The following is a 24,764-nucleotide window of genomic DNA, read 5'->3' on the forward strand; positions in this document are numbered from 1 at the left end:
GACGCTTGCCCAGTAGCATTCAGATTCCCCCTCACAACCTGTACAGCCAGCGGCGAAGCTTATGAGTGCGCTTTAGCTAAACCGGATAGTTGCCGGGGTGAGGATTGCACTTCAAATAAGGAGAACCGCTATGAGCAACTACCTTTTTAATGACAAAAACATCGCGTGGCAGCAACTCGGCGAATTTGAGAATTTTCATTACTCGATTCTGAATATCGATAAAGACAACAAAACTGTCGACGTCATTTTCAAATTTGAACCTCATAACCCGATAGTCCTGCACCGGCATTGCGCGTTAAATCACCTTTTTGTGATTCACGGCGAACATCGGCTTTATTATGCCAATGGCGAATTAAAAGCCATCCGCACCGTCGGCAGCTATACTGTCAGCCAGCCTGACCCGGTGCCTCACAGAGAATGCGGCGGCGATGAAGGGGCAATTGTGCTGTTCAGCATCCGTGGAACCGAAGGCGTAATGTATGAAATTCTCGATGACGAAGAAAACAGCATTGCGGCATTGGGCATGCAGGATTTTATCGGTTTATATGAAGTGGCCAACAGTCAGGCTGTAAGCACATAAACAGCCCGTGTCTGACTGACAACCCCGGCATGAACAGTTCTAAATGCCGGGTTTATCGCCCCCATCTCTACTTATCTCAAGCAAGTTCCTCGGTACGATTTCATCGACATAAATCAATAACGTTTACCTCAGTGCTCCGATTGGGCTATGCTTACCCCCGGCCCATATTTCTTTTCCAAATACAAGGGTTTGAAATATCCAACTAAACATAAACCAATACCACAAAAATATAATAAAGAGGAGCTTAACATGGCAAAGAGTTTCATAGATCAATTGCTTGAAATGGTAGGCCTAAAAACGTCCGGGGCGCATGGTCAATACAGCCCATCGGCCTACAGAAATGAACAGCAGCCGAAAATTCCGGAAGACGGCTCGACGGGTGTCGCCAGATACCTGGCTAAACTGCAGCAGGAAGCAGCTGCTGAAACCGCCAAAGTGACCGGCGTTGCAAGATACTTGGCAAAAATGCAGCAGGAAGATCAGGAAAAAGCGGCAGCAGAGGCAGCCGCACTTGCCAAGATGACAGGTGTGGCAAGGTATCTGGCCAAACTGGAACAAGAAACGGCAGCCGCCCCTGGCGACGACAAGACAGAATCCGCAAATACGCCGAAGCAGCCGACAGGTGTAGAGAAATATCTGTCCAGAGTGGAAGAAATAACAACCACTCTTGGCGGCAATAAAACAGAAACCGCGGAACCAGCAAATACGCAGAAGCCGACGGGTGTAGAGAAATATCTGTCTAGACAGCAAAGCGCGCCATCCGACAAGCCTCAACCGGAAGCGGTCCAACAAGAAGCCAAGGCCAAGGTAACAGAGCAGAAATCTGTTGTCGAAGAGAAGAAAGCTCAACCGGAACAGGCACCTGAAAAAAAATCAACGTCCGCCGCCAAAAAATCGGACAAAGTCATTGATCTGGCTAAGGACGCCACGCAATGCCAGTCGGCCACTTCGAAAAGCACGCAATGCAGACGCAAAACCAACCTGGAAACGCTCGATATAACCATCGATCGTCAAAAGTACCGATTTGTTGCCTGCAGCCAGCATCACAGTGATGCATTCGTACCTTTTGCAGAGCTTCTTCAGGAAGGTTAAGCGAAGCTTTTCGCCTCATGCCGGCAATCGAGCGACAAAACCCAGAGGCGAAGGGCCTTTCCGGCCCAATGCTCATCCGGGGGCCCGACTCGATATGCTGAACGTAAGGAAGCGCATCCAATGCGGCCGATGCGCCGCCCTCCGACCGCGTTCCTTTCGGCTGCGCTCAGGACAGGCCTTACGTCGGCAGCATCCTGCGGTTTGCGCATTTATCGAGTTAGGCGGCGATAACACGCGTTCGTCTTTCCCGATAAATGCTGGCGTTAACTGTTTATGATCTTTTGAGATCGCCGGCTGCGCCCTGACCTTTCCCATGGACGGGACTTGTCATTCGCTTTGTCATATTGAAAACGGCTGTGGCGAGGAAAATGAGAAGGCCCTTCGATTTACATCATGATGACATTCACAACTATGAAACGTACTGCGAAATGGGTTCTTATAGCGCTATGCTTCCCATCAAATGTCTTTGCAGAAATTGCACCGGGCCAGCTTGCGGCTGCCGCAATTGAGAGAACCGCGCACAAAGTGGTTTATGACGGCCGGTACTTTCGGATACCGTACCCCGGGGGCGATGTTCCCGAAGGAATCGGCGTCTGCACAGATGAAGTCATCCGGAGCTATCGCAAGCTGGGGATTGATCTGCAAGTTCTCGTACATAAGGACATGGTTGCGAATTTCAGCGCTTACCCCTCGAAGAGATTATGGGGCCTGACGCGGCCAGATCCGAACATCGACCATCGCCGAGTTCCAAATCTGCAGGCTTTTTTCAAGCGTCACGGACAAACACTGCCTGTCTCAGACAAGGCGGAGACTTATAAGCCAGGGGATATCGTTACCTGGATGCTTCCGGGGAATCTGCCTCATATCGGGATCGTCACGGGTGAAATGGCTATAGCTGCAAAACGGCCGCTTGTGGTACACAACATTGGGCAGGGGCCGCGGTTGGAAGATGTCCTGTTTGCCTATCCTATTACTGGACACTATCGCTATTTGCCGGATAAACGCGGCAACTCGCTGCAGGCGAGACGGTAATTTTTTAAAAATCGGAAATCGCCGGTATTGAACCAAGATCACGCTGCGCCCCCCTATCCTCGCTGGCTAAATCCGATTTCCCCATTCCGGCAATCAGGATGCATCAGCCAAGGCAGGAAGGATACGGCGAAGTCTTAAATACACTGTCAGGTACGTTAATACGCCTAAAAGCGCAAATAACGCACACATCAAAAACACATTGCCGTAGCCTAAGGAGTTGCCAAGAATGGATGCGGCGACGTTTGGGCCGACGATCTGTCCCAAACCTTGAGCGCACGGTATCAAGGAGGCAAAAGCGCCTGAATGATCGGCATTGGCGACAAAAGCCATCTGATAAACGTCAATGAAGATCCACAAGAGATTGAATGAGAGCATGCTTATGATCAGTTTGGGCGTATCGATGCCTTCGTACAGCATGCCCACGATTGTGGTCATTGCCAGAAGCGCCAGCAGCAAAGGACGGGCAAGTCCAAAACGGTTGCTTATCAAGGTAGCCAGCAGACAGCCGGCTACACTGCACAATGAACCCCATACCAATAATCTGCTGATGAGTTCGTCGGCTATCGCAGCATCGCGGGCCGCCAGTTCAATATAGGTCCAGTAGCCTCCGATGTTGATATAAGTAAGGAAGATCGCGGCCAGGCAAAGCCAGACGATGTAGGCAGGGACATGACGATGCTCGGAATGATGGCGGCCGCTGCTTTCCTCGACATCCACTTCGACATCCAAGGGTTTGTCTTCTGCATGAGCAGGAATCCACCGCAAGCCTAAAAGCCCCGCCATAAATCCACCTACAAATACGTAGTGAATCCCGTTCATGGATAATTGCGGCAAAATCTGGAGTTCCAGCGCCTGGGAAAAGGCAAATGCGAACAGCATCATGTTATAAGCGCGAGCCGGCTTTGATGTAGCGCCCAGATTGGCGACTGCGACCGAGGTGTATAGGCCGCTGCCGATGCCGGCCAGGATTCTCAAATAAAGCACCGGCTCGAAATGCGTGTAGCGCGTACACAATAAATTGGCCAAGATCGCGAAAACCGCACCGATTAAAGCCAGAACGCGCCGGTTTGCGTTCGCCATGAAAAACGAGGCAAGCGCCGCGCCAGCCGCCAATCCTCCGAGGTCGGCGCTTGCAAGCCATCCCACTTCAACTTCAGAAAAACCGAGTAAATGCACCCGGGCAGTGCTGATAACAGGAATGGCAACCTGGACGCCATACCCCACCAGCGTCATGTATAAGGAAATTGAAATTGAGCGCCAGCTATCGTAGGGGGTATAGGCGTGTTTTAGAGTCGAATGCATGGTTTTCACGGCGTTTTGGGGTTCTGTCGCAAATATTGAATGGGTTCAAGTCACACTTATCTTACAGGCAAGCTGTCGTGCTTAAGGCATAAACCGCTTGCAAGCCGGCACATTCTATCAGCTGTCTTTTTCGCATCCTATGCGCTACTTCAATCTCATCCGGATAGCGCTGCCTGACAAACTTTGTGCGCCGTTATCTTTTAATCAAATAGCGCGGCGGCTCTGCCGGCCAGGTCCCTCGAAGCCTGGTTTGCCCTTGCTCAAAGGTTAGCCAGGAATAGCGTGCGAGATGGGGCAGCCGTTCGCCGGCAATCTCAAGCGAAGAGCGAGCTTTTTCATCCTGATCATGAACTGAAACCGCGAGAACATGCCTGGAAGGATGGTTGATCATCCACACCTGAATATCGCCTCCGGAAACAACGGCTGGCCGTGGAGGCAGTTTGCTGCGCGACAGCCAAGCATCGACTTCCTGTGACCCGCCCAAAACGATGACAAACTTGTCCTGCGTTGCCTGCTGTTCCGATACTTTTTCTACCTCACCTTCGGCGAAGACTTTTGTAAATGACAGCGCGGCCGTCGCCAGCTTATCGTTCAGGGCCAGCAAGGCCAGATGCCTGCTTGCAACAACATCCCGGAGGATAGGCGGGGATTCTTCCGGGGCGAGGGCGCGCCAAACCGTGAATCCAGGATCGATTGACAGCGAGAGCGGCTCTGCCTTAGACGCCAGGGTCGCCTTAAACTCCTGACCGCTGTGGTCCAGAAAAAAGTCTTCATGCGATCCGGCGGAATACACCCGCACCGGAAGGTGCATTTCATTACCCGGCAGCGTCTGGCCGATAGCTAGATGCAATGCTTTCCCGTCAAAAAACGCCGAGTCCAATGAATACATAGAGGCGCCGATCTGCTCAAGCCACTGCGCAAAGAAATCTGACAGATCTTTGCCCGAACTCTTTTCAAACGCCTGCCTCAGGTCCTTAAAACCGGCGGCTTTGAACCGATGCTGAAGCCAGAATTGACGCAGGGCCGCATAAAAGCTCTCTCGGCCGATCTGGTCCCGCAGAGCAAGAAACAGCATGGCCGCCTTACCGTAGCCGACATTTGCCGAGGCGACATGATGCCGGGATTGAAAGGCGGACAACGGCCGCTCTTCACCGGGCGGGATCGCCTGTCTGTCCCGCAGCCAGCCGTAGCGCATCTCCTTCGCCGCTTCAGGGCCTTCATCTTCTTTAAAGGCATAGTCGGCCATGAAAGTCGTAAGGCCTTCCGACCAGTTGCCATCGACAGGATCGACGAACACGCCATTGCCCCACCAGTTATGCAGAACCTCATGGCCCAGCGAAGTCGCCTTGATGAACGGCAGTTTGAGCACATCGCGCCCGAGATAAGTCAGTGACTGCATGCCAAGCCCTGTCGGCAATGGACTGGAAACGATGCTGAAATGGCTATAGGGATACGCGCCGATCTGGCTTGCATAACGCTGCAGATAGTTCTTTGACGCATCAAGATAACCGTCCGCGAGTTCGGCGATATCGGGATGAAAATAGGTTCGCAAAGCAATAGGAGCGGTATCGGTCGAAATGACACGCTCTTTCAGAACGTAAGGCCCGATCATGAGATCGATGCCTTCAACCGGATGATCCATGGTGAATAGAGCTGTGCGGCTATCTCCCTTTAACTCCTCGCGGCTTGGGGTGCCGGGCGCCACCGCTATCTGGCCTGCAGGAGTCTGGACGGCAAGCTTATAACTGAAAAACGCTCCCGGCTCCGGGTACCAACCACTCCCGGCCGGCAAATAACTGCCTTCTTTGGAAGCCATGGGCGGCAAAGGTGCAAAGGTCTCTCGATGCTCCTCTGGATTCAATTTCAAGAGGCGTCCGTGATAGCGGATCTTCAATTTATGCGCCGAAAATTGCTTGGGCAGCGTAAGCTCAAAGCGCGGCTGATTGGCACTCCCGATGTTGCGGGCAAGCACCGCAACCTCATCCGCTTCGGCGGAATCAAGCGCCAATCCGGGGGCAAGCCCGAATACATACTTTTCAATTGCCTCTAATTTAAGCTCGGCCTCGGCAGAGAACTCATTTATGTCCGGATTAATTCTTACCGAAAGATCGAGCTCCGGCACGGCTGCCAGAGACGAAAAGGCCGTACAAGCAAGCATTACGCAACAAAGAATTGAGAATCTGTTCATATCTGCTTCGCCGGCAACTTTGAAACGGACATTAGGAAGCCTACAAAAATGTGTAGGCTGGGCTGGAGCCTTAGCGGAAGCCCGGCTTTGGCGGCTCCGAAACGCTGGGTTTAGCAACCCAGCGTACAGTGCTATTACATCTACTCCTGCTTGGCAAGCTGCGCCATACGATCGGCACGCTGGCCGGGTTCAGGATGAGAAGACAGAATGGAATGCTGACCTCCGCTCAATTCGGCCAGCTTGCGCAGCGCACTCTCTGCGGCTCTCAGATCGCCGCCTGTTTTACGCATGAACTGCAACCCGTAGTCGTCGGAATCCGTTTCCTGGCTTTGGGAGTACTGGGCGTTCAGGACGGATTCCAACAACCCGCCCAACTCAGAGGAGACAAGAGAGCCGACGGCTGTTCCGCTCGCGGCCGCGCCTTTACGGGCAGCGCTTAGAGCCAGGGCAGTACGCATTTCTTTTCCGGCATGGCCGTTTTTGACATGACCTATTTCATGACCAATAACAAACAGCAACTCTTCGTCAGTCATCAAATCCATCAGCGCACTGTAGACACGCACCGAGCCGTCTGCCGTCGCATTGGCATTAACGCTGTCGCTGAGATAAGCCTTGAAGTTGATATCCAGGCCATCATACTTGCGGAATTTATCGGTCAACTTGGCGAGCCGCTGAGCATACTCGCTCGATGCAGGCGCGACTGTTTCCTTGGATTGTTCTTCATATAACCGCATTTGCCGGGAAGATTCTTTCACTTCTTCATCCGTCAAAGTTGCAGCCTTCCCCAGATCGGACACTGCCCCCATGGCGGCATCGACATTAACGCCGCCGATGTTGCCCACTTGGACTCCGGGTAAGCCTTGCCCCCCACAGGCAGTTAATAACAAGCATGTTCCAGCTATTCCAATGACTCGATTCATTTTTATTTTCCTTGTTTATTCCATTGATCGATTCTGAATATCAAGCAATTAACATTGCTTTCAGACTAAACTCAATTATTTATAAAAAACGGGCGATCCTTGTTTAACCCTTTGAGTTAATGAGCGCCACGCCAATAGCTCTTCAGAAGAAGCTAAACGAGGTGGCCTGCAGCCTCTTAACAAGATAGCACATCAGGCACCCTAACGGATTCTATCATGGGGAAGGCTCTTTGACGACACTCAGCCTTTTCCAAAAAAAGCAATCGCACCCTATCTCACTTTTTTCCGAAAATGGGCTCTGCGCGGTGTCCCTGATTGTGCAGCTTCTGCCGCACATAATTGCCATCACTGTAAAAGGCAAAAAAAAGCCCCGGTTAAGGGGCTCAATAGATAGGTCTAAGGAGAGCAATGATTAATGCAATTCTGCTTGATCATGTAAAAGATATAGTATCGGGGAAGCTAATTTTCAACTGCAGATTGGAAATATTTTTTGTGCCCCATTCCCGGCAAAGGATCGCGCCATCAAAATTTGCACGCATTTATGTATTAACGAATACGATGAAAGGGAAACGAAATCCCGCGCAATATGTCAATTTGATAGCTTGCTAAATTTCAGGACGGCTTCGAAATGCCGGGTTTAGCAACCCCAGCCTGCCCGCTAACCGGATAGAACACTGGAGAAAAATCTATGAACCACGCCTTTAAGATATTTACTCTATGCGCAATGGCGCTAAGTGTCCCCGTCACCGCAAGCGCGGAATTGTTGGCGCTGCTCAATTACGAGAGCAAGGTTGGCCGGCCAAACCGGCACGAAGGCATTGCCGTCATAGACGTCGACCCGAATTCGCCGAACTTTAACAAGATTATCAAAGATACCCCGCTGCCCCCGGATTTCGTGGCGCACCATATCTTTTACAACAGGGATATGACCAAGGCTTATGTCACTTCGCTCGGACACTCCGAGCTCTACATCTATGACGTAGCGAAATTTCCCGATTCGAAAACGATCGTGCCGGTTCCAGACTGCAAGGTCGGAGAGGACCTCACCTTCTCGGCCGATAAGAAGCGCTGGTTCCTGAGCTGCATGGGCTCCAGCAACATTATCGTGGGTGACGCCCAGACCGACAAACCCATAGCAACCGTCGACAGCGGCGACTCCACCGATAAATTCATCAAATATCCGCACGGCATCATGTTGAACGGCGAGCTGGACCGGCTATTCGTCACCAGCACGGTAAACCCGAACGACCCAAAAGACGCTGGCGAGACCGTTACGATCATTGAGGCATCGACACAGAAAATTCTTTCGACGCACAAACTCTCGACCAAGCCGTCTCCTTCGGGAGAAGCGCCCGTTGAAATTCTCTTTGCGCCGGGTCAAAATCCTCCGATGGCCTACATCGACAATATGTACGGCGGTACGCTCTGGACCGCGACCTGGCGTCCTCAGTCCAGGGATTTCGGTTTTCATCAGGTATTCGATTTTGTCGGCACCGGCCAAAGTCTGCCGCTGGAAATGGGCTTCAATGACAAAGGCGACCGCCTTTTCGTCACGACGGCCAAGCCGGGCGCTTTCAACATCTTCGACATCACCGAGCCTTACGAGCCGAAGCTCCTTGCGACCATTCCGACCGCAGGAGGCGCTCACCACTTCGTCTTTTCACCTGATAACCGCTACGCCTTCGTCCAAAACAGCTTCATCAATCTTCCGGAGATGGACGATGGCTCTGTCAGCGTCATCGACATGACTCGAAATAAAGTGGTCGCGACGATTGACGTCCTGAAAAAGGCCGGGCTGACGCCGAACTGCATCATCGCCATGCCGAGCTGGCATAAACATGTCCAATAAAGAACCGCAGCTCTGTAGATACGTATCGCGCACCTTTTGAAGTTTGGTTCATCGAAAAACTTTGAAAATGGTACGTGATACGTACCCTACCTGGCTCCCAAAGCTGGGTTTAGCAGTCCAGCCTACCGCACTCAGCGAACTCCAAGTTGTTTTATTTCGAGCACTTCGCCGCTAGCGTCATCTATCCATACTACGAGTGCGCTTCCAATTGTGGCTGACCCTACTGTCCATATTAAAGCACCGGCATTTTCCTCTAACGTTACAAGACCGAGGTATTCACAACTCTCATAATCAGAGGCTGCTTTTCGTGCAATGACAATTACCTCGTCTTCAGATAGCCGGGTCTTGGGGCTCTTTTTTTTCTTACTCAGCCACCTGCCAAATATGTGAAACATGTTTACTTACCTCATGCTATTTTTGGGCAGGAATTTCCCGAACAGGAACATTCGCAGGTTGAAACCGTAGTTCAAACGCAATTCCAGATACCATTCCGTTAAAAAGCAGGCCGGCTGCTTCAATGATGACGCCACTTCCGGTGAAATATGGATAATGGCCTCCTCCTTGGGTTAAAAACATATAACCATTTTGAATTGGAAATCGTATTCCGGTGAGAAACTGCCGGATACCATAAACTCCAACCTGCGCCACTGTTTCAGCCAGAGCTTCTTCAATGTAGCGATACAGGGATGAGCGAAGATAGGAAGCGGCGCGATTACTTACTCTATATTCACGTAAAACGTAGAGCTTAGGTACAAGGAACTGATGAACACGTTCATGTAGAAGAATCACTGCACGGCCATTAGCAGAGCTATGAGTTGAGACAGCGATATCGCCCCACAAACTAGTTCTACCTTCTCCTGCAGGGAGGCTAAGACTTTCTCTTACAGTTGGTTTATACCGAATACCTGGTGTTTTCGGCGGAGGTGCACCAAGCAATTTTCGTGGAATGCGCCCCCCTTTGCCAGTGCGCGGGGATTTTGCCCCTCGAAACAATATTGCCAGCACCGCCTGAATGCCAAGGATACCGATCGCCTTTGCCAAGTCGTCTGCCGCCTTATCGATATCATGTATAGTTTTGGCTTGATAAACGCCCGCTGCAAAGTCATAAAGATAATCCAGTCCCGTAAAGACAGCGAATCCAATCGCAGTTATCCCTAACGCCAGAATAACTATGTCAATTATCTCGCCGATTCCCACAGCATGAGACACTACCCATGCGATCAGAACACCCGAGATTATGGCAAGCGATGTCGGGTTGATTACCGCTTGAAGTTGGGCACGGGCTTCAGGACCTAACTTGGGAAGTGTTCTGGTAAAAGTTTCTTCAAGCCGTTTCTCAAAAGACCAACTGGCTACCTTGGCTACAATCAGCATATTTTCAATCCCTTCTTATATTTTTGATTAATCACATTAGTATATAGGCTGAGTTGAAAATTTAACAGAAACCCGGCATTGGACTTCGAAATGCCGGGCTTACCAACCAAACCTACCGGGCTTTGTAGCTATGTAGCATACGCATCGAGTACCTTTTGAAAATCAAGAATTGTTGGCATTGAATACGTCCCCAAAGCGGCGCGGGGACGTCGTATACCGTTCCGCAATCGTTCCGCTTCCTGACCTCCTTCACGGCCTCTGTAGTTTGAGCACCATCGAAGGCAAAACGTGCGCTGAATCGGGTCCTCGTTGCGTGCCCGGCTTAATGTAATCGCGTATAGTGGCTATGAATTGATCGCCCGCCGGAATTATCTGCTCCGAGAGCGGAAAGCAGTGGCCGTCCGTGAGGTCTTCCAGGCCGGAACAGTCCCGCGTGAAGTAGTAAAGATAGAATTTGCCGGTATTGCTTGCTTTTCCCGCATATCCGTTCGCAGTGCCTCTCAGGTCATCATTGAACAGATTGGCGACCCCTACAAGGCGTGATCGCTGATTGATGCCGAAGCCCACGTATGTTGCATTGCCGGTTTCCGTTCCGAGCGTGCCTGCAACGGCATAGATCTCTCCGTTGTCGAGCGGCATGGGGCCGAAGAGCTGATAGGCAGTGTCCAAGGTGTCGAGAAGGCAGTTCTGCCCAATCGAGAGGCAGAGCGGCCCCACCATATAAGTGGGGAACTCCTGCAGCATTGTGAAGCTCCCGGCCCGGTCCGAACAATCGGCAGTGGCACAAGGCTGCTCCCATCGCTCACTGACCGCTTTCACCAGATTCAACAGGTCGGGTTTGAGATAGAGCTCATCCTGTGCTGTTCTGGCTTCGAGCTGGACCGGAGGGTACGGTTGAGGCTCCCGATCGGAATGTTTGTCCCTGACGCGAAGTACAACCAGAGGCAGATCTTTTCTCCAGATATCCGAGCGCGTGCCAGGCGCCCCTCCGTCATCAGGTTTGACATAGCGCATAAGGTGGGTAAAGTCATCCGCGCCTTGATCGAGACCGACCTTCATGTCGGATGGGATCGGCTCGGTAAAAACGTCCTTATCTTCCACCGAGACACGGCTGAAGGCCTTCCGGACCTCCTGGTCCATGACCTGGTCCGGGGTGATGATGAAATAGCGGATCTGGTCGAAAGCTGCGCCGGATTGTCTTTCGATGACCACATTGTTGTTGGGATTGCTCAGGCTGGATAAAACCTGAATGCGTTCCGGATGATCAGGCACATTCGCGAAAAAAATCGACAGGAATTCAGGCATATACTTTTCAATATCCTTATACCGCTGGCTGTCCTTATCGTAAGCCCCTTCCCGCGTAAAAATCCATGTCTGTTCGGAAAAAAAAGCGCCCGGCGGAGGCAACTGCCCGAGAATTATGATCGCTTCACGCGGATCGAGGCGGTAGATATCGTTGTAACCCGCTTGAGAGGGTCCCCACATATTATTGAATACGGGATCGATAAATTCCTCCGGCCAAGGCGGCACCGCAAAGGTTGCATAAGGGGCGGCAGGATTATTGCCGTAGCAACTTCCAATTTTGTCAAAGGTGTAGTCACAATCATCGACTGTGTAGAGCTTGAAATAGCCGCGGCTGACCTCGAAACCCTGCTTCTTTAGGACGTGCATTAGATGCCGTGCCTTGCTTTCAACACTCTTAGGAACCTTGTTTTCCGGCGTAATACTGCCGCCTCTGGCAATCGCTCCCGCCGCAAACAGGACAGCAGTTACAAACAGCAAATAAACCGGAATCTTTCGATAATTAGTCATTTTGGCTTTCCTCCTAAATGAAAGGCATCCTTGATGAATTACTCTTTCCCAGGATTCAATGCGGCTACAGTTCCAGTTATGCTTTAAGATTGCTGTTGCTCGTCTCCCCAATCATTGTTTATCGTAAAAAATAATATCTTGCTTTGCTGGATCTGGTCGATCGAGTCCGCCAACTTTACAGATTTTATAGATAGGACGAGGGGGTAAATAATTCCGTGTAGCCGCTTATTTTCAACCCGGCATGGGCGATTCTGAAATGCCGGGTTTGCCAACCCACTCTAGACGCTAAGAGGCGACCAACAGTTAGCTGATGTTATCACCGGCGTGAAATTCATTAACGGCATCAAGCAAACCGGGGATCGGCAACAGGATGCCGCTTGATTCTCTATACGCCAGATTTGCACATAGCGCTTGAATATGTTGTTTTGCTTACCTAAAATCTCAAGCTCAAGCTAAGCATTATCACGGCTTGATATCAACTCCGGCTAAGAGCTGCTATTTCCAGGCTAGGAATGCCATTGAGAGCAACACCCATGGACTTCACCGACTGGCCCGTACTTAGCGCTGAGCCCGGTTGCCCGTGCCATTGCGGCTCAAACCCAAGCATATCAAACAGGTCTGTCGCGGGTTTAAATGAACCGGAAATTCGATGGTGAAAACCTGTTCATGGGCGGCTGTGCTGCCTTTCTACGCAATCCTATCTACAAGATGTATCAGATGGCGCTGCACTGAGTATAGGTAGCTCAATCCCATGCAATTAACGTATTTAGCGAGAATGTTCTATGAAACACCATGACAAACAAACGACCGGCCGACTGGCGAACCGCGAGAGCCTGATCATAGCCATACTGATGACGGCAGCGGGCGTGTTCGCAACGGCTCAGCCGGCAGCAGCCGAAACCATGCCGAAATGCAGTGACCATACCCTGAATGTTACTCTGGCTCCCGGCGAGACCGAGACATTCCAGCTGGCAGGAACGCTATGCTCGCAGGGACCGGCCGCAGGCAAAACCGTCCAGATTCTGCTGCACGGTTCCACTTACGCCCGGTACTATTGGGACTTCCCGTACCAGACCGAGCATTATTCGTACGTTCGCGCAGCCACCAAGCGCGGATATGCCACTTTCAATCTCGACCGCATCGGCTATGGCGCCAGCGCCCATCCCGATGGCAACCGCGTCGACATCGATGCCAATGCGTTCGTCGTCCATCAGGTAGTTGAAGCCCTGCGCGCTGGCGAAGTCGCCTCGCAGCGTTTCGAAAAGGTCATGGTCGTCGGTCATTCGATGGGTTCTTTCACCGCCGTTAATTACGCCGGCAGCTTTCCGGGCGAGGCTGACGGCATCATTCTGACCGGTTTTCTGCATGATCTCAGCGACTCCTTTATCAACTCCACGTTCGCGCCAGCCATCTATCCGGCCACGCTCGATGAGAAATTCGCCGGACAGTTCCCGAATTCCGACTACCTGACCACCATGCCGGGCACCCGCGGCGATCTATTCTATTACCTGCCGAATGCCAACCCCGAGGTGCTCGCGCTCGACGAAGCGCTCAAACAAACCGTGACCGTCGGTGAGCTCGGCACAGGACTAGCGATGGTTTCCGATCCAATCTCTTTCCAGATCAAAGGACCGGTGCAAGTTGTCATCGGTGAGTTCGACTACGTCTTCTGCGGCAACCTCGTGAACTGTTCCGATAAAGCCGCAGTGCAGAACTACGAGAAGGCCTTCTACAGTGCCGAAGCGTGCGTCGATATGGCCGTAATCAGCGATTCGGGCCATGACCTCAACTTGCACACCAACGCGAATGCAGCCTACAGCCAAATGCTGTCCTGGGCTGACCGGACCGTCGGCAGCACCGCAGGCGCCGCGCCACAACCTTGCGGCACACCCTGAATCCGGTTGTACCGGGCGCCTGCTTCGCCGGACAGGATATGCGTCCAGTCCACATAGACTGTAGGTTGGGCACATGCTGTTTCGTGCCCAACTCAGCCTGGCTTGCAATTTTGGGTTACGGAAATAGTGCGGTAGGCTAGGTTGGAGCTTTAGCGGAAACCCAGCATAAACACTGAAATAGCACAACCAAGGTAATTCATCTAAGCTTTGCAGATGCGAATCTATAAACGAGTCCGACTAACCGGTGCACAGTATTTCTTTACCGTGAATCTTGCTGAGCGCCTGGAAAATGATCGACTGACCCAGCATATCAACCACTTGCGCGCCGCCTTCCGGCGAACGCGCGACGACCATCCCTTCACTATCGACGCCATCGTCATCCTGCCTGAGCATCTGCATTGCATCTGGACCCTGCCGCCCGGCGATGACGATTTTCCTACGCGTTGGCGTTTGATCAAGGCGCGGTTTTCAATGAGCCAGACCGCTGGTGAAGCCGTTTCCGCCAGTCGAAAGCGAAAAGGCGAAAGAGGCGTCTGGCAGCGCCGCTATTGGGAGCATTGCATCCGCAGCGAGCGGGATTACCACAACCACCTGGATTACATTCATTACAACCCTGTCAAACACGGCTACGTTCAGGCAGCCAAAGACTGGCCATATTCATCGTTCCGGCAATGGGTCCAGCGCGGCATGTACCCCGAAAACTGGGCCGCCTCCCCAGATATCCAGGACTATTCATGGGAATAAGCTTATGTAACTGGAGTTTAGCGGAAACCCAGCATGGGTGGCATTGAAATGCTGGGTTTACCAACCCAGCCTACCGCGCTGGCATAAGCATGTCCATTAAAGGGGCGCAGGCGCTTGGCTATGAAATATTGGCAGCCTCCTTAGACATTCGTGGGAATAAGCTTATGTAGGCTGGGTTGGAGCTTTAGCGGAAACCCGGCCTGGACGGCTTCGAATGCTGGGTTTAACAACCCAGCCTACCGTGCTATCAATCCAGTCTATCGCGCTTTCCTCAGTGCCAGCCAGGTTGTATGTAGAAAAGGTGATTTTCTTTTTACTGGAAATCTGTTTCCCCATAGTTGTGTATAGGGCTTTTCAAGAAGTTCTAATACCCATATTTCCTCAGGGTTAAAAAATGAAAACTGAATTTTGTTCGGCTGGACAATACGAATGTTCCTTAGCATTCCGGGCGTATATGCTGCAGATAGCTCTATAGAGTCTTTGATTATCAAATCAGAACTAATCAACAAAATATGAAGGGATTCTTCATAGGGTATTCCCTCTGAAATAAAAAGCAGATGATTGTCACCATCCATAAATTGCGCTTCGAGCACTGCTCCTACGGTTTCAATAACTTTGTTTGTCTGAGAATGGCAGAGCATTATTCTTGGAGGCTTATTCTCTGGCTCCTCAGTACTCACTTCCTGGAAAATGGCAGACTCTATAATGCTCATTAAAGATACCAACCGAAAGATAGATCAGCGCCAAGCGCACCTAATGCGCCCCCAACAAAAACACCAACCGTAACACAGACTGGTGCTCCAGGTCCGCAAGCTAACCCTGCAACTGCACCACCTGCAGCTCCTCCAGCGAAACCTCCTCCAATTATCGCCCCTTCTCTAACCGTTGCTCTTGCTTTATTGTCCGCTGTAGTAATGTTATATATGGCGATTCCAATAGTTACTACCAATAAACCACGACCTAAAGCTGAATATCTCCTAGCAGCTGCATTTACGGAGGGTCTGGGGCGTCCAGAACTATCAATAATTTCTGAATACACCAAATTTTTCTGATGCACAGGCAAATCAGTAAAAGGCTTCTTAAATTTTTCTTTAGCATATTTGGTCGTCAGGTCATCTAAAGTCAGTCCTGTCTTCTTTAAACTAATAGCTTTAGCCCTACCAATATCACTTGAACGCAATCGTTGTGCTTCCAATATTTCATTGCGAATAGATTGGACTTCCTTGGCGGCATCTTCAGCAGAAATGCTTCCTGCTGAGACTCTTGCACGATATTCTTGAGATAGTTTTCGAGTTTGACTTATATAGCTCTGTCTCACCTTACCATCATTAATATATCTCTGTGCAAAATTAAAAGCGGTGGATTCTGTTTGCGAAAGAGACGCTTCCAGCATATCCCTGTCATAATTTTGATTCATCTGACCTCCCTAATTTGTTAAATCCTAATGTTATTGTCTAGCTGTTTAGTCCCACATCTAGCTTTGTAGCGTACCCTACCTGGCTATCCAGTGGAATTCCAACGGACCGGAACATATTTGAGAAATTTGGTAGATGTATTACCGAACGTCCTCATTGTGAATAAACCCGATAAAGAAACCTGAGCCTCCGAAGTTATACACGTGCCAATACGGACCATCTCCCTGCAGTCCTGTAATATAGAAATCACAGTCCACCCTCATAAGGTCCTTCGGCGTACGGCAGACGATCTTCGACTTTCTGTCTGCCTTCTCATAAACAGGCACTTCCTCTTTAGCAAGTTCAAGATAATATTTTTGGTTCGACGAAGTTTTAATAGACTCCTTCTTAGCGTGAACGGCTAGCAGGATATCCACTGTGGTATTGAAGATGTATTCGATAGTATCAGTCAGTATTTCTTTATCGAGCTTACCAAAGTCGTGCTTCAATACCCATTCTTTGTCCATGGTCCGATAAACTTCAGGAGTGAGTCGCCAGACATTCCAAAAGGCGGTACTGTCAATAGAGTACTTCAACAACTCCTGGTCCAAATCGATATGGTCGTAGACGATATAATCCGTAGGCTCTAAGACCTTCTGCTCGATATAATCCTTGCTTCTAGCAAAGAATGGCGCCTTACTGAACGGCCCCAACAGTCCTCGCGGTTTTACATCATCCTTGAAACTCGCTATGTCATACGAATTCTCTAGCTCTAAATAAATCGCTTTTCGACAATCAATTGCGCAAGCCGCGTAATCTTTATTATCAAATGCCACTTTGGCTGCTAAAAGTAGGTCTTTTGTCTCGCCAGTATGCATAAGATCAATAGCACTGACAGTAGAAAAGTTCACCCCCAGAATCGAAGAACTGACTTCGTCAAAGAATTCCCGGACGGCAATAGAAAGCCTCTGACATTCATCTCTCGCTGGCTGGATTCCATGATGCTTTGAGCTTACTCGAATCTTATTCAATCGAAGTAATCTATTCTTAAAGGATAATTCCTTTGGCGCTATCTTCTCGTTGATTAACACAAAATACTTATCGAAGTTTGTTTTTTCATCGAGAGAAGCCCCAACAAAATCCGCTGTCGCAACAAGAAATGCTTCAACGGCATCTTGCAATAGGTTCACTCCAGAAAAGAGATAGAGGTCATTGGCTGATTTAAGACTTTCACGGCTAAGCTCGTACAGGTGCCTAGCAAGGCAAATTCGTCTGATTATTTCAATATCCATTGGCAGAATCTGAAAGTGTGGCGGCTAACAAAGGTTTATGCATTTCGGGATATTTTATACTCTCTCAATCTCAGCTATTAAAAATCTTTTAGGAGCACTTCCTCAAAATTGGATAATAAACAAATGTCCATACAGATAGTTTCAGGATAATCAGATGGTCGCTCTATCATTATTTTTGGTTTTGATCATCATTTTGTATGACCAAATTGATGCTTTAGCGTAAATCCAATATAGACCATTTTTAACGGCCAGGCTTACCTACACCCCTTCCTACAGCAACCCCCAATTTGTAGCATTTCCTACAATCCCCTCCCCCACAACCCCCAGCAAAATCAACACCCCCACAAACTGGCACAATCATTGCTCTGCCCAAAGTAAAACAAAACTACCGGTCAGAGCCATGAAATCAACCAAAGACATTGCCGAACTACTGGACGAACCCTCCTGCGAGCACAACAAGAAGGAGAAGTCCGGCTGCGCCAAGCCCAAGCCCGGCGCTTCGGCGGGCGGGTGCGCGTTTGACGGGGCGCAGATTGCGCTGTTGCCGATCGCCGATGTCGCGCATATCGTGCATGGGCCTATCGCCTGCGCCGGCAGTTCGTGGGACAACCGCGGCACGCGCTCTTCCGGGGCGAGCCTGTACCGCATCGGCATGACCACGGACCTGACCGAGCAGGATATCGTCATGGGCCGCGCCGAGAAGCGGCTGTTCCATGCGATCAAGCAGGCCGTCGAAACCTACCAGCCGCCGGCCGTGTTCATTTACAACACTTGCGTGCCGGCGCTGATCGGCGACGATATCGGGGCGGTATGCCGGTCGGCCGAGGAGCGCTGGGGCGTGCCGGTCGTGCCGATCGACAGCGCCGGCTTTTACGGTACCAAGAACCTGGGCAACCGCATCGCGGGCGACGCCATGTTCAAGTATGTGATCGGCACGCGCGATCCCGACCCGCTGCCGTTGTCGGTCCAGCGCGCGGAGATCAAGATCCACGACGTGAATCTGGTCGGCGAATACAACATCGCCGGCGAGTTCTGGCATGTCCTGCCATTGTTTGATGAACTGGGTCTGCGCATTCTGTGCACGCTGTCCGGCGATGCGCGTTTTCGCGAAGTGCAGACCATGCACAAGGCCGAGGTCAATATGATGGTGTGCTCGAAGGCCATGCTCAACGTCGCGCGCAAACTGAATGAAAAATACGGCACGCCCTGGTTTGAAGGCAGTTTCTACGGCATTACCGATACCAGCCAAGCCCTGCGCGATTTCGCCAAGGCCATCAACGATCCCGATCTGACCGAACGCACGGAACGGCTCATCGAGCGCGAGGAAACGCGCATCCGCGCCGAGCTGGCGCCGTGGAAGGAGCGCCTGAAAGGCAAGCGCGTGCTGCTGTTTACCGGCGGCGTCAAAAGCTGGTCGGTGATTTCGGCGCTGCAGGATCTGGGCATGGTGGTCGTCGCGACCGGCACCAAGAAATCGACCGAGGAAGACAAGGCACGCATCCGTGAACTGATGGGCGAGGATACGCTGATGATCGAGGACGGCAGCCCGAGGGAGCTGATCCGCATCGTGCACGATTACAAGGCCGATATCCTGATCGCGGGCGGCCGCAACATGTACACGGCGCTGAAGGCGAAAATCCCGTTTCTCGACATCAATCAGGAACGCGAATTCGGCTACGAAGGCTATCAGGGCATGCTGGAACTGGTGCGGCAACTGGCCTTGACCATGGAAAGCCCCGTCTGGGAGTCGGTCAGGGCGCCGGCGCCGTGGAAGAAGGCGAAGGTGGCGGCATGACCGAGATCCTGAAACGCAACAAGGCGCTGTCGGTCAGCCCACTGAAAGCCAGCCAGCCCATCGGCGGCTCGCTGGCGACATTGGGCTTCAACCGCGCCATGCCCATGCTGCACGGCTCGCAAGGCTGCACGGCGTTCGCCAAGGTGTTCTTCGTGCGCCATTTCCGCGAACCGATTCCGCTGCAAAGTACGGCCATGGATCAAAGCAGTTCGGTGCTGGGCGCGGACGAAAACGTGGTGGTTGGCCTCAAGACCATCGCGGAGAAATCGCGCCCGGCCCTCATTACCATCCTGACCACGGGCCTGGCCGAGACGCAAGGCGCCGACGTGCACCGCAACGTCCGCGAATTCAGGGCCGCCCATCCCGAGTTCGACGATGTGGCCGTGGTCGCGGTCAACACGCCCGACTTTACCGGCAGTGTCGAAACCGGCTATGCGGCGACGCTGACCGAAATCATCCGCACACTGGTGCCCGATGCCAAGGAGGTCGGCACGCTGCCGGGCTGGCGCCGGCGCCAGGTAAACGTGCTGGTCAGCTACATGCTGACGCCGGGCGATCTGGAAGCGCTGCGCGACATCTTCGAGCAGTTCCGGCTGCGCCCGGTGTTCGTGCCGGACCTGTCCGACTCGCTGGACGGCTGCCTGACCGAGGACGATTTCAGCCCAGTCACGATCGGCGGCACGCCGCTGTCGGAAATGGCCACATTAGGCCACGCGAAGGCGACGGTCGTGATCGGTGCCTCGCTGCAGAAAGCGGCCGACCTGCTGGAAGAAAAGACCGGCGTGCCGACTTACCGGTTCGACCATCTCTACGGCCTGCACGCCAACGATGCCCTGATCTCGGCGCTGGCCGAAATCAGCGGCCTGGACGTGCCGGAACGCATCGAGCGCCAGCGCTCGCAGTTGCAGGACGCCATGCTCGATACGCATTTCATGCTCGGCCAGCTGCGCATCGCCATCGCGGCCGATGCGGACCTTTTGCATGCGCTGGTCGATCAGGTGCAGGAAATGGGCGCCGAGGTCGTGGCCGCGGTCACGTCCTGCAATACGCCGCAGCTGGCCAGCATACCGGTCGCCAGCATCAAGATCGGCGATCTGGAAGACATGGAGCTGATCGCCAAAGCCAACAACGCGCAGCTGGTGATCGGCAACTCGCACGCCGTCGACAGCGCCGAGCGGCTCGGTACGCCGATCCTGAGAGCCGGCTTTCCGCTCTACGACATCATCGGCGGCTACCAGAAAACCTGGATAGGCTACAAGGGCGCGCGGCAGACGCTGTTTGATCTGGCCAACCTGGTCATCAATCACGCACACGAGGAAATCCCCGTTTACCGCTCGGTTTACGCGCAGAAACCGGCCAACGAAGCAAGCGCATCGTCATGTCATTAAGCAGAAGACTGCACGTCGTGCAAAGTAAAGATGAGAGCAAATTTATGGATACCGCATTGAAAATCGCTTTTGCCACCACCGATATGGAATACGTCAACCAGCATTTCGGCTCGGCCAGGTCGTTCGCGGTTTACGCCGTCGACATGGAAAACTCCGAGCTCATGGAAGCGGCGCAGTTCGGCGAACTGGCGCAGGACGGCAACGAGGACAAGTTGTCCGTGAAAATCCAACTGCTGGACGGCTGCGCGGCGGTTTACTGCCAGGCCATCGGCGCTTCGGCCGTCAACCAGCTGATCGGCAAGGGCATACAGCCGGTCAAGGTGCATGAGGGCAGCAAGATCAAGGATCTGATTGCCGATCTGCAGAACGAATTAAAGGCCGGCCCGTCCAGCTGGCTGGCGAAAGCCATCAACAAGCAAAAAAGCCCCGATCCCAACCGTTTCGATCAAATGGAAAGCGAGGGCTGGGATGAATAACGAACTTTCTCCACCCCATTACTAATAACGGAGTACACCATGACCACCGCTGAACTGGTCGTCCAAGAGGACGACGTACATCTGGATTCCGAGCTCGTTAAGGATCTGATCAAACAACTGCGCGCCATCGATACCTATGATACGTACGACGGCTGGTCGAACGCGAAGATCATCGATCCCATCGTGCTGACCAAGGAGCGCAAGCGCGAAATTCCCGTCGTCGGCGATCCGGACGGCATCACTGTGGCGCGCATCAAGGCTTATTACAACTCGCTGGCGACGCTGATCGAGCAGAAAAGCGGCCTCATGGCCGTGCCCGTGGTCAACCTGACCCACGAAGGCTTCGGCCGGGCGCTGGTCATGGTCGGCAAGCTGATCGTGGTCGACAAAGTCCTGCGCGACGTGCATCGCTGGGGCTTTCCCAGCCTGGAGGCGATGTGCGAGCAAAGCGACAAGACCATCGCGAAAGCGCTGGAGCTGATCGAAAAATACCGCGCCGCCGCAACGGATTAGGAGGCTACCGTGAGTCCTGAAGAATTGAGAAAACTGGAAAAAGAGGTCAAGAAGACCAAACGGCTAGCCGCCGAACAGGCCATGGTGCTGCACGACCTGATCGAAGACCGCCTGCCGGATGCCTATCAGGAGCTGATGGGCATAGCACAGGCCACTTTCGATGCCTGCAAGGCCTGGGATGAGGCCAACCAGAAATTTAACGCCGCGCAATCCGATGCGGCCTGATAGGGAGCCTTCACATGTCTGAATTTGTAACCGGCGTAACCTTCGGCGGCGCGGAATGGACGCCGTCTTATGTCAGCAACATCAACCAGACGACCTGCATCGGCTGCGGACGCTGCTTCAAGGTCTGCCCACGCGACGTGTTCGATCTGGTGGAAAAGGCCGACGTGCTCGCCGCCGATGACCTCGACGATTTCGAGGACGATGACGATGAAAACATGGTCATGAGCATTAAAAATGCCAATGATTGCATCGGCTGTGAAGCCTGCTCGAAGGTGTGCCCGAAAAACTGCTTTACGCATGCGCATAAAAAAGCCGCGTAATCCAGTAGGGTACGCATTGCGTACCTTCTGAAAGTCGGAGTGTATGGCAGGTTTTGAAAAGGTACGCGGTGCGTACCCTACAAAGCTGGGTTTCCGCTAAAGCTCCAACCCAGCCTACGCCTGCTACGACGGGCCCCTTTTCCCGTTTGCCGCGCCGAGCACCGCAGCTTTCGGCGAGAACAGCCCGCAGGGGCGCTGCATGGATGCAGCGCGTTGCCAGAGGGCCAAGGATGGCCCTTCTGGCAACCCTCGTCGAAAGCGAGGAGCACAGGATTCAAGCGGCAACCGGGTCGCCTTTTCTTTGGTTACTTTCTTTTGGCGACGCAAAAGAAAGTAACTCGCCTTCGGGTGCGAACAACCCGATTCAAATAATTGTCGCGGCAGCGACACATTATTGATTACCAAGCAATACTGACAAAAAGGACACAGCCATGCCCAGACCAGAAAAACACGTATTCATCTGTACCCAAAACCGCCCCCAAGGCCATCCCCGCGGCTCCTGCACCAGCAGCGGCTGCGCAGAGGTCATGAACGAATTCATGAACGAGATACAAAGCCGCAACCTGTTCGAGAAAATCGCCTTAACCAATACCGGCTGCATGGGCCCTTGCATGATGGGCCCGAGCGTGCTGGTCTATCCCGAAGGCATCATGTACGGCAAAGTCAAACCGACCGACGTCAAAACCATCATCGATCAGCATCTGCTGGGCGGTGAGCCGGTTGCCAATCTGGTAGCGCCAGCCGAGGTCTGGTAGCTATGGACGTGGGAGAAAGGATCGTCTTCAGTCCGAACATGCCGCCCGAAGTCAATCAGTTACTGCAAGCGGCGGTAATCGCCAGTTCGGCCGATCAGGCGCGGGCGGAAAGCCTGTTTATCCAGGCGCAGGCGACGGACCGTCATTGCCTGCAAACCTATTTCGCCCTGTACAAGTTCTATTTCTATCAAAAGCGCCTGGCCGACGCCGAACGCATCGCCCTGTCGGGCCTGGAGGAATCGGCCCGACAGGGCGGCTTCCCCAGCGATTTTCGCCGGCTGGTCAGGGAGCCGAAAAAATGGGATATGTACGCGAACGAGATTACCCTATTTTACCTGTATACGCTGAAGGCGCTGGCGTTCATCAAGTTGCGGCAAGGCCAAATGGTCGAAGGCCAGCTCATTTTATCGCTGCTGCAGCAACTGGACCCGCAGGATAAATCCGGCGCTTCGGTGATCATGGACCTGGCCGCCGCCCTGGAGGCGCAACAATGGAACTGAATGAACACATCCAGACAAAACGCGAGCTGGGCGCCTCGATATGCGCACGGCTCGGCCATGAAATCGACCGGCTCGGCTTCGCGACCGGCAGCCTCTCCTACCCGCTGTTCGACGCGGCCTGCTTCAAGCTGGTCAAGGACCCGTACACGGGCGAACACAACCTGACCGGCTATTGGCACGACCAGCGTCAGCGGCGCATCGGCAGCCTGCAATTCAACAGCGACGGCACGTTTTACGCCGAATACGATGTGGTCAGGCCGCACCCGGCCAAACCCAAGTGGTTCGTCGAGGGCGTCACGGCCTGGGGCAACGCGGACAGGATCACGGCCGAAGCCAAATTACTGTTGATGCCGGAATGAACAAGCCGAACCGTATTTATGAACTGTTGCTGGATTATGCCGCCAGCACTGCGCGCGTGGACGAACTGACCGTCGGCCTGGTGTGGACGGCCTGCAAGGTGCAGCCGGACGGCAGCGCGGCTCTGGGCCTGGCCATGAGCCCCGGCATACCGACCCGGACCCTTTCCTGGCCCGGCACGCTGGCCGGCAGACCGCTGGGCGAGCTGGCCGGCTGGATCACCGACTGGGAGCCCTACAAAGCCACCGTCGGCATGGCCGCGATCAATTGCAGCCTGAATGCGCACGAGCTGCCGGCCGGCCTCAGCCTCCAACCGGCTCCGGGCCTGGGCAATCTGGCCGTCTTCGAGCATTTCCTGCCGGAGCTGCAGGGCAAAAAGGTCGTCGTGATCGGCCGCTATCCGGGCATCGAGCGCTATGCCGAACAGATCGACCTGCGCATTATCGAGCGGCAGACCGCACCCGGCGATTACCCCGATCCGGCCTGCGAATTCCTGCTGCCGGAGGCCGACTGGGTATTTCTGACGGCCAGCTCTTTGATCAACAAGACCTTTCCGCGCCTGGCCGAACTATCCCGCGCTGCCGTCACGGTACTGATGGGGCCGACCGTGCCGTGGCTGCCGGAATTCCATGATTTCGGCATCGACTACCTGGCCGGCATTGAGGTAACGGATGCGGACAGCCTTTACCGGACGGCGACCGAAGGCGGCGGCGTGCGCATTTTCGAGAACGGCGCCCGCTACCGGATCGTGGCGCTAAGCCCTGACAACAGCATGGCCTGGCTGAAAACCCAGATCGCCCAGTGCTATGCCGAAAAACAGCAGCTGACTCAAGCCATGGAAGCTTGGTACGGTGCCGGCAGACCTGGCCGTTATCCTGAATTCGAGAAACTCGACCAGATCACCGCCCGCCTCTCGCGCATGGACAGCAGTTACAAGAACCTCTGGGACGCTCACCACTAG

Annotated in this window: 25 protein-coding genes; 16 read left to right on the top strand and 9 right to left on the bottom strand. The window is 53.1% G+C overall.

Going from position 1 to position 24,764, the window contains the following annotated elements; translation table 11 throughout:
- Positions 1 to 130: 130 nt before the first annotated feature.
- From ACTNE6_RS15575 to ACTNE6_RS15585, 3 genes are all read left to right on the top strand, one after another.
- Positions 131 to 580 carry a regulator gene (locus ACTNE6_RS15575; RefSeq protein ID WP_442497390.1) on the top strand — a complete coding sequence of 150 codons (450 nt, stop codon included), beginning with the start codon at positions 131 to 133 and terminating at the stop codon, positions 578 to 580.
- A gap of 147 nt (positions 581 to 727) precedes the next feature.
- Positions 728 to 1,672, top strand: a complete 945-nt coding sequence (locus tag ACTNE6_RS15580) for a hypothetical protein (protein ID WP_442497391.1) — start codon at positions 728 to 730, stop codon at positions 1,670 to 1,672.
- Between the two features lie 411 nt (positions 1,673 to 2,083).
- On the top strand, positions 2,084 to 2,704 hold the full coding sequence (locus ACTNE6_RS15585) for a DUF1287 domain-containing protein (protein WP_442497392.1): 621 nt from the start codon (positions 2,084 to 2,086) through the stop codon (positions 2,702 to 2,704).
- A 93-nt stretch (positions 2,705 to 2,797) separates the two neighbouring features.
- Here ACTNE6_RS15585 and ACTNE6_RS15590 read toward each other — a convergent pair whose 3' ends face one another.
- The 3 genes from ACTNE6_RS15590 to ACTNE6_RS15600 all read right to left on the bottom strand — a co-directional run bounded on the left by ACTNE6_RS15590 (position 2,798) and on the right by ACTNE6_RS15600 (position 7,036).
- Positions 2,798 to 4,006, bottom strand: coding sequence for an MFS transporter (locus tag ACTNE6_RS15590; protein WP_442497393.1), 1,209 nt, complete (start codon positions 4,004 to 4,006; stop codon positions 2,798 to 2,800).
- A 193-nt stretch (positions 4,007 to 4,199) separates the two neighbouring features.
- Positions 4,200 to 6,194: a M1 family metallopeptidase gene (locus ACTNE6_RS15595; protein ID WP_442497394.1), complete on the bottom strand. Its 1,995-nt coding sequence runs from the start codon at positions 6,192 to 6,194 to the stop codon at positions 4,200 to 4,202.
- Between the two features lie 140 nt (positions 6,195 to 6,334).
- A complete protein-coding gene (locus ACTNE6_RS15600) occupies positions 6,335 to 7,036 on the bottom strand; it encodes a M48 family metalloprotease (protein ID WP_442497395.1) in 702 nt (233 codons plus the stop codon).
- Between the two features lie 766 nt (positions 7,037 to 7,802).
- Here ACTNE6_RS15600 and ACTNE6_RS15605 point away from each other — a divergent pair.
- On the top strand, positions 7,803 to 8,963 hold the full coding sequence (locus tag ACTNE6_RS15605) for a YncE family protein (protein ID WP_442497396.1): 1,161 nt from the start codon (positions 7,803 to 7,805) through the stop codon (positions 8,961 to 8,963).
- Positions 8,964 to 9,094: 131 nt separating this feature from the next.
- Here the strand turns inward: ACTNE6_RS15605 and ACTNE6_RS15610 are convergent, their stop codons facing one another.
- From ACTNE6_RS15610 to ACTNE6_RS15620, 3 genes are all read right to left on the bottom strand, one after another.
- Positions 9,095 to 9,358 carry a hypothetical protein gene (locus tag ACTNE6_RS15610; RefSeq protein WP_442497397.1) on the bottom strand — a complete coding sequence of 88 codons (264 nt, stop codon included), beginning with the start codon at positions 9,356 to 9,358 and terminating at the stop codon, positions 9,095 to 9,097.
- 16 nt (positions 9,359 to 9,374) lie between these two features.
- A complete protein-coding gene (locus ACTNE6_RS15615; RefSeq protein ID WP_442497398.1) occupies positions 9,375 to 10,337 on the bottom strand; it encodes a hypothetical protein in 963 nt (320 codons plus the stop codon).
- Positions 10,338 to 10,586: 249 nt separating this feature from the next.
- On the bottom strand, positions 10,587 to 12,149 hold the full coding sequence (locus ACTNE6_RS15620; RefSeq protein ID WP_442497399.1) for a hypothetical protein: 1,563 nt from the start codon (positions 12,147 to 12,149) through the stop codon (positions 10,587 to 10,589).
- Positions 12,150 to 12,931: 782 nt separating this feature from the next.
- Here ACTNE6_RS15620 and ACTNE6_RS15625 point away from each other — a divergent pair.
- Together ACTNE6_RS15625 and ACTNE6_RS15630 are read left to right on the top strand one after the other, a co-directional pair.
- Positions 12,932 to 14,044: an alpha/beta hydrolase gene (locus ACTNE6_RS15625; protein WP_442497400.1), complete on the top strand. Its 1,113-nt coding sequence runs from the start codon at positions 12,932 to 12,934 to the stop codon at positions 14,042 to 14,044.
- 213 nt (positions 14,045 to 14,257) lie between these two features.
- A complete protein-coding gene (locus ACTNE6_RS15630; RefSeq protein ID WP_442497401.1) occupies positions 14,258 to 14,788 on the top strand; it encodes an REP-associated tyrosine transposase in 531 nt (176 codons plus the stop codon).
- 257 nt (positions 14,789 to 15,045) lie between these two features.
- On the opposite strand, the gene ACTNE6_RS15635 is transcribed toward ACTNE6_RS15630, so the two are convergent.
- From ACTNE6_RS15635 to ACTNE6_RS15645, 3 genes are all read right to left on the bottom strand, one after another.
- Positions 15,046 to 15,501 (bottom strand): hypothetical protein, encoded by a 456-nt coding sequence (locus ACTNE6_RS15635; RefSeq protein ID WP_442497402.1) that lies wholly within the window; start codon positions 15,499 to 15,501, stop codon positions 15,046 to 15,048.
- Positions 15,501 to 16,205, bottom strand: a complete 705-nt coding sequence (locus tag ACTNE6_RS15640) for a hypothetical protein (RefSeq protein ID WP_442497403.1) — start codon at positions 16,203 to 16,205, stop codon at positions 15,501 to 15,503. The genes ACTNE6_RS15635 and ACTNE6_RS15640 overlap by 1 nt, the downstream gene beginning before the upstream one ends.
- A 138-nt stretch (positions 16,206 to 16,343) precedes the next feature.
- Positions 16,344 to 17,474: a hypothetical protein gene (locus ACTNE6_RS15645; protein ID WP_442497404.1), complete on the bottom strand. Its 1,131-nt coding sequence runs from the start codon at positions 17,472 to 17,474 to the stop codon at positions 16,344 to 16,346.
- A 400-nt stretch (positions 17,475 to 17,874) separates the two neighbouring features.
- Here ACTNE6_RS15645 and nifE point away from each other — a divergent pair, with 400 nt between their 5' ends.
- From nifE to ACTNE6_RS15695, 10 genes are all read left to right on the top strand, one after another.
- The gene (nifE, locus tag ACTNE6_RS15650) at positions 17,875 to 19,269 is read left to right on the top strand and encodes a nitrogenase iron-molybdenum cofactor biosynthesis protein NifE (protein WP_442497405.1); all 1,395 of its coding nucleotides are present in this window, start codon (positions 17,875 to 17,877) and stop codon (positions 19,267 to 19,269) included.
- Entirely contained in the window at positions 19,266 to 20,657 is a 1,392-nt protein-coding gene (gene nifN, locus ACTNE6_RS15655; RefSeq protein ID WP_442497406.1) for a nitrogenase iron-molybdenum cofactor biosynthesis protein NifN, read from the top strand. The genes nifE and nifN overlap by 4 nt, the downstream gene beginning before the upstream one ends.
- Positions 20,658 to 20,701: 44 nt before the next feature.
- Positions 20,702 to 21,133, top strand: a complete 432-nt coding sequence (nifX, locus tag ACTNE6_RS15660) for a nitrogen fixation protein NifX (RefSeq protein ID WP_442499707.1) — start codon at positions 20,702 to 20,704, stop codon at positions 21,131 to 21,133.
- 39 nt (positions 21,134 to 21,172) lie between these two features.
- Positions 21,173 to 21,646, top strand: coding sequence for a NifX-associated nitrogen fixation protein (locus ACTNE6_RS15665; protein WP_331816873.1), 474 nt, complete (start codon positions 21,173 to 21,175; stop codon positions 21,644 to 21,646).
- 9 nt (positions 21,647 to 21,655) lie between these two features.
- Complete coding sequence (locus ACTNE6_RS15670; protein ID WP_331816871.1) at positions 21,656 to 21,871, top strand: CCE_0567 family metalloprotein; 216 nt, start codon at positions 21,656 to 21,658, stop codon at positions 21,869 to 21,871.
- 14 nt (positions 21,872 to 21,885) lie between these two features.
- Positions 21,886 to 22,191 carry a ferredoxin III, nif-specific gene (gene fdxB / locus ACTNE6_RS15675; RefSeq protein WP_442497407.1) on the top strand — a complete coding sequence of 102 codons (306 nt, stop codon included), beginning with the start codon at positions 21,886 to 21,888 and terminating at the stop codon, positions 22,189 to 22,191.
- 431 nt (positions 22,192 to 22,622) lie between these two features.
- The gene (locus ACTNE6_RS15680; protein ID WP_194968606.1) at positions 22,623 to 22,946 is read left to right on the top strand and encodes a (2Fe-2S) ferredoxin domain-containing protein; all 324 of its coding nucleotides are present in this window, start codon (positions 22,623 to 22,625) and stop codon (positions 22,944 to 22,946) included.
- A 2-nt stretch (positions 22,947 to 22,948) separates the two neighbouring features.
- Complete coding sequence (locus tag ACTNE6_RS15685) at positions 22,949 to 23,446, top strand: hypothetical protein (protein WP_434482702.1); 498 nt, start codon at positions 22,949 to 22,951, stop codon at positions 23,444 to 23,446.
- On the top strand, positions 23,437 to 23,805 hold the full coding sequence (locus tag ACTNE6_RS15690; RefSeq protein WP_442497408.1) for a hypothetical protein: 369 nt from the start codon (positions 23,437 to 23,439) through the stop codon (positions 23,803 to 23,805). Before ACTNE6_RS15685 ends, ACTNE6_RS15690 begins: the two co-directional genes overlap by 10 nt.
- Entirely contained in the window at positions 23,802 to 24,764 is a 963-nt protein-coding gene (locus tag ACTNE6_RS15695) for a Rossmann-like domain-containing protein (RefSeq protein ID WP_442497409.1), read from the top strand. The genes ACTNE6_RS15690 and ACTNE6_RS15695 overlap by 4 nt, the downstream gene beginning before the upstream one ends.

Origin of the sequence: Methylobacter sp. sgz302048 (assembly GCF_052162025.1) — a bacterium.
Lineage (GTDB): Bacteria > Pseudomonadota > Gammaproteobacteria > Methylococcales > Methylomonadaceae > Methylobacter.

Excerpts from the sequence above, each read along its gene's own strand:
- ACTNE6_RS15575 (WP_442497390.1), top strand. The coding sequence starts at position 131 with ATGAGCAACTACCTTTTTAATGACAAAAACATCGCGTGGCAGCAACTC.
- ACTNE6_RS15580 (WP_442497391.1), top strand. The coding sequence starts at position 728 with ATGCTTACCCCCGGCCCATATTTCTTTTCCAAATACAAGGGTTTGAAA.
- ACTNE6_RS15585 (WP_442497392.1), top strand. The coding sequence starts at position 2,084 with ATGAAACGTACTGCGAAATGGGTTCTTATAGCGCTATGCTTCCCATCA.
- ACTNE6_RS15590 (WP_442497393.1), bottom strand. The coding sequence starts at position 4,006 with ATGCATTCGACTCTAAAACACGCCTATACCCCCTACGATAGCTGGCGC.
- ACTNE6_RS15595 (WP_442497394.1), bottom strand. The coding sequence starts at position 6,194 with ATGAACAGATTCTCAATTCTTTGTTGCGTAATGCTTGCTTGTACGGCC.
- ACTNE6_RS15605 (WP_442497396.1), top strand. The coding sequence starts at position 7,803 with ATGAACCACGCCTTTAAGATATTTACTCTATGCGCAATGGCGCTAAGT.
- ACTNE6_RS15610 (WP_442497397.1), bottom strand. The coding sequence starts at position 9,358 with ATGTTTCACATATTTGGCAGGTGGCTGAGTAAGAAAAAAAAGAGCCCC.
- ACTNE6_RS15615 (WP_442497398.1), bottom strand. The coding sequence starts at position 10,337 with ATGCTGATTGTAGCCAAGGTAGCCAGTTGGTCTTTTGAGAAACGGCTT.
- ACTNE6_RS15620 (WP_442497399.1), bottom strand. The coding sequence starts at position 12,149 with ATGACTAATTATCGAAAGATTCCGGTTTATTTGCTGTTTGTAACTGCT.
- ACTNE6_RS15625 (WP_442497400.1), top strand. The coding sequence starts at position 12,932 with ATGAAACACCATGACAAACAAACGACCGGCCGACTGGCGAACCGCGAG.
- ACTNE6_RS15630 (WP_442497401.1), top strand. The coding sequence starts at position 14,258 with ATGCGAATCTATAAACGAGTCCGACTAACCGGTGCACAGTATTTCTTT.
- ACTNE6_RS15635 (WP_442497402.1), bottom strand. The coding sequence starts at position 15,501 with ATGAGCATTATAGAGTCTGCCATTTTCCAGGAAGTGAGTACTGAGGAG.
- ACTNE6_RS15640 (WP_442497403.1), bottom strand. The coding sequence starts at position 16,205 with ATGAATCAAAATTATGACAGGGATATGCTGGAAGCGTCTCTTTCGCAA.
- ACTNE6_RS15645 (WP_442497404.1), bottom strand. The coding sequence starts at position 17,474 with ATGGATATTGAAATAATCAGACGAATTTGCCTTGCTAGGCACCTGTAC.
- nifE (WP_442497405.1), top strand. The coding sequence starts at position 17,875 with ATGAAATCAACCAAAGACATTGCCGAACTACTGGACGAACCCTCCTGC.
- nifN (WP_442497406.1), top strand. The coding sequence starts at position 19,266 with ATGACCGAGATCCTGAAACGCAACAAGGCGCTGTCGGTCAGCCCACTG.
- nifX (WP_442499707.1), top strand. The coding sequence starts at position 20,702 with ATGGATACCGCATTGAAAATCGCTTTTGCCACCACCGATATGGAATAC.
- ACTNE6_RS15665 (WP_331816873.1), top strand. The coding sequence starts at position 21,173 with ATGACCACCGCTGAACTGGTCGTCCAAGAGGACGACGTACATCTGGAT.
- fdxB (WP_442497407.1), top strand. The coding sequence starts at position 21,886 with ATGTCTGAATTTGTAACCGGCGTAACCTTCGGCGGCGCGGAATGGACG.
- ACTNE6_RS15680 (WP_194968606.1), top strand. The coding sequence starts at position 22,623 with ATGCCCAGACCAGAAAAACACGTATTCATCTGTACCCAAAACCGCCCC.
- ACTNE6_RS15685 (WP_434482702.1), top strand. The coding sequence starts at position 22,949 with ATGGACGTGGGAGAAAGGATCGTCTTCAGTCCGAACATGCCGCCCGAA.
- ACTNE6_RS15690 (WP_442497408.1), top strand. The coding sequence starts at position 23,437 with ATGGAACTGAATGAACACATCCAGACAAAACGCGAGCTGGGCGCCTCG.
- ACTNE6_RS15695 (WP_442497409.1), top strand. The coding sequence starts at position 23,802 with ATGAACAAGCCGAACCGTATTTATGAACTGTTGCTGGATTATGCCGCC.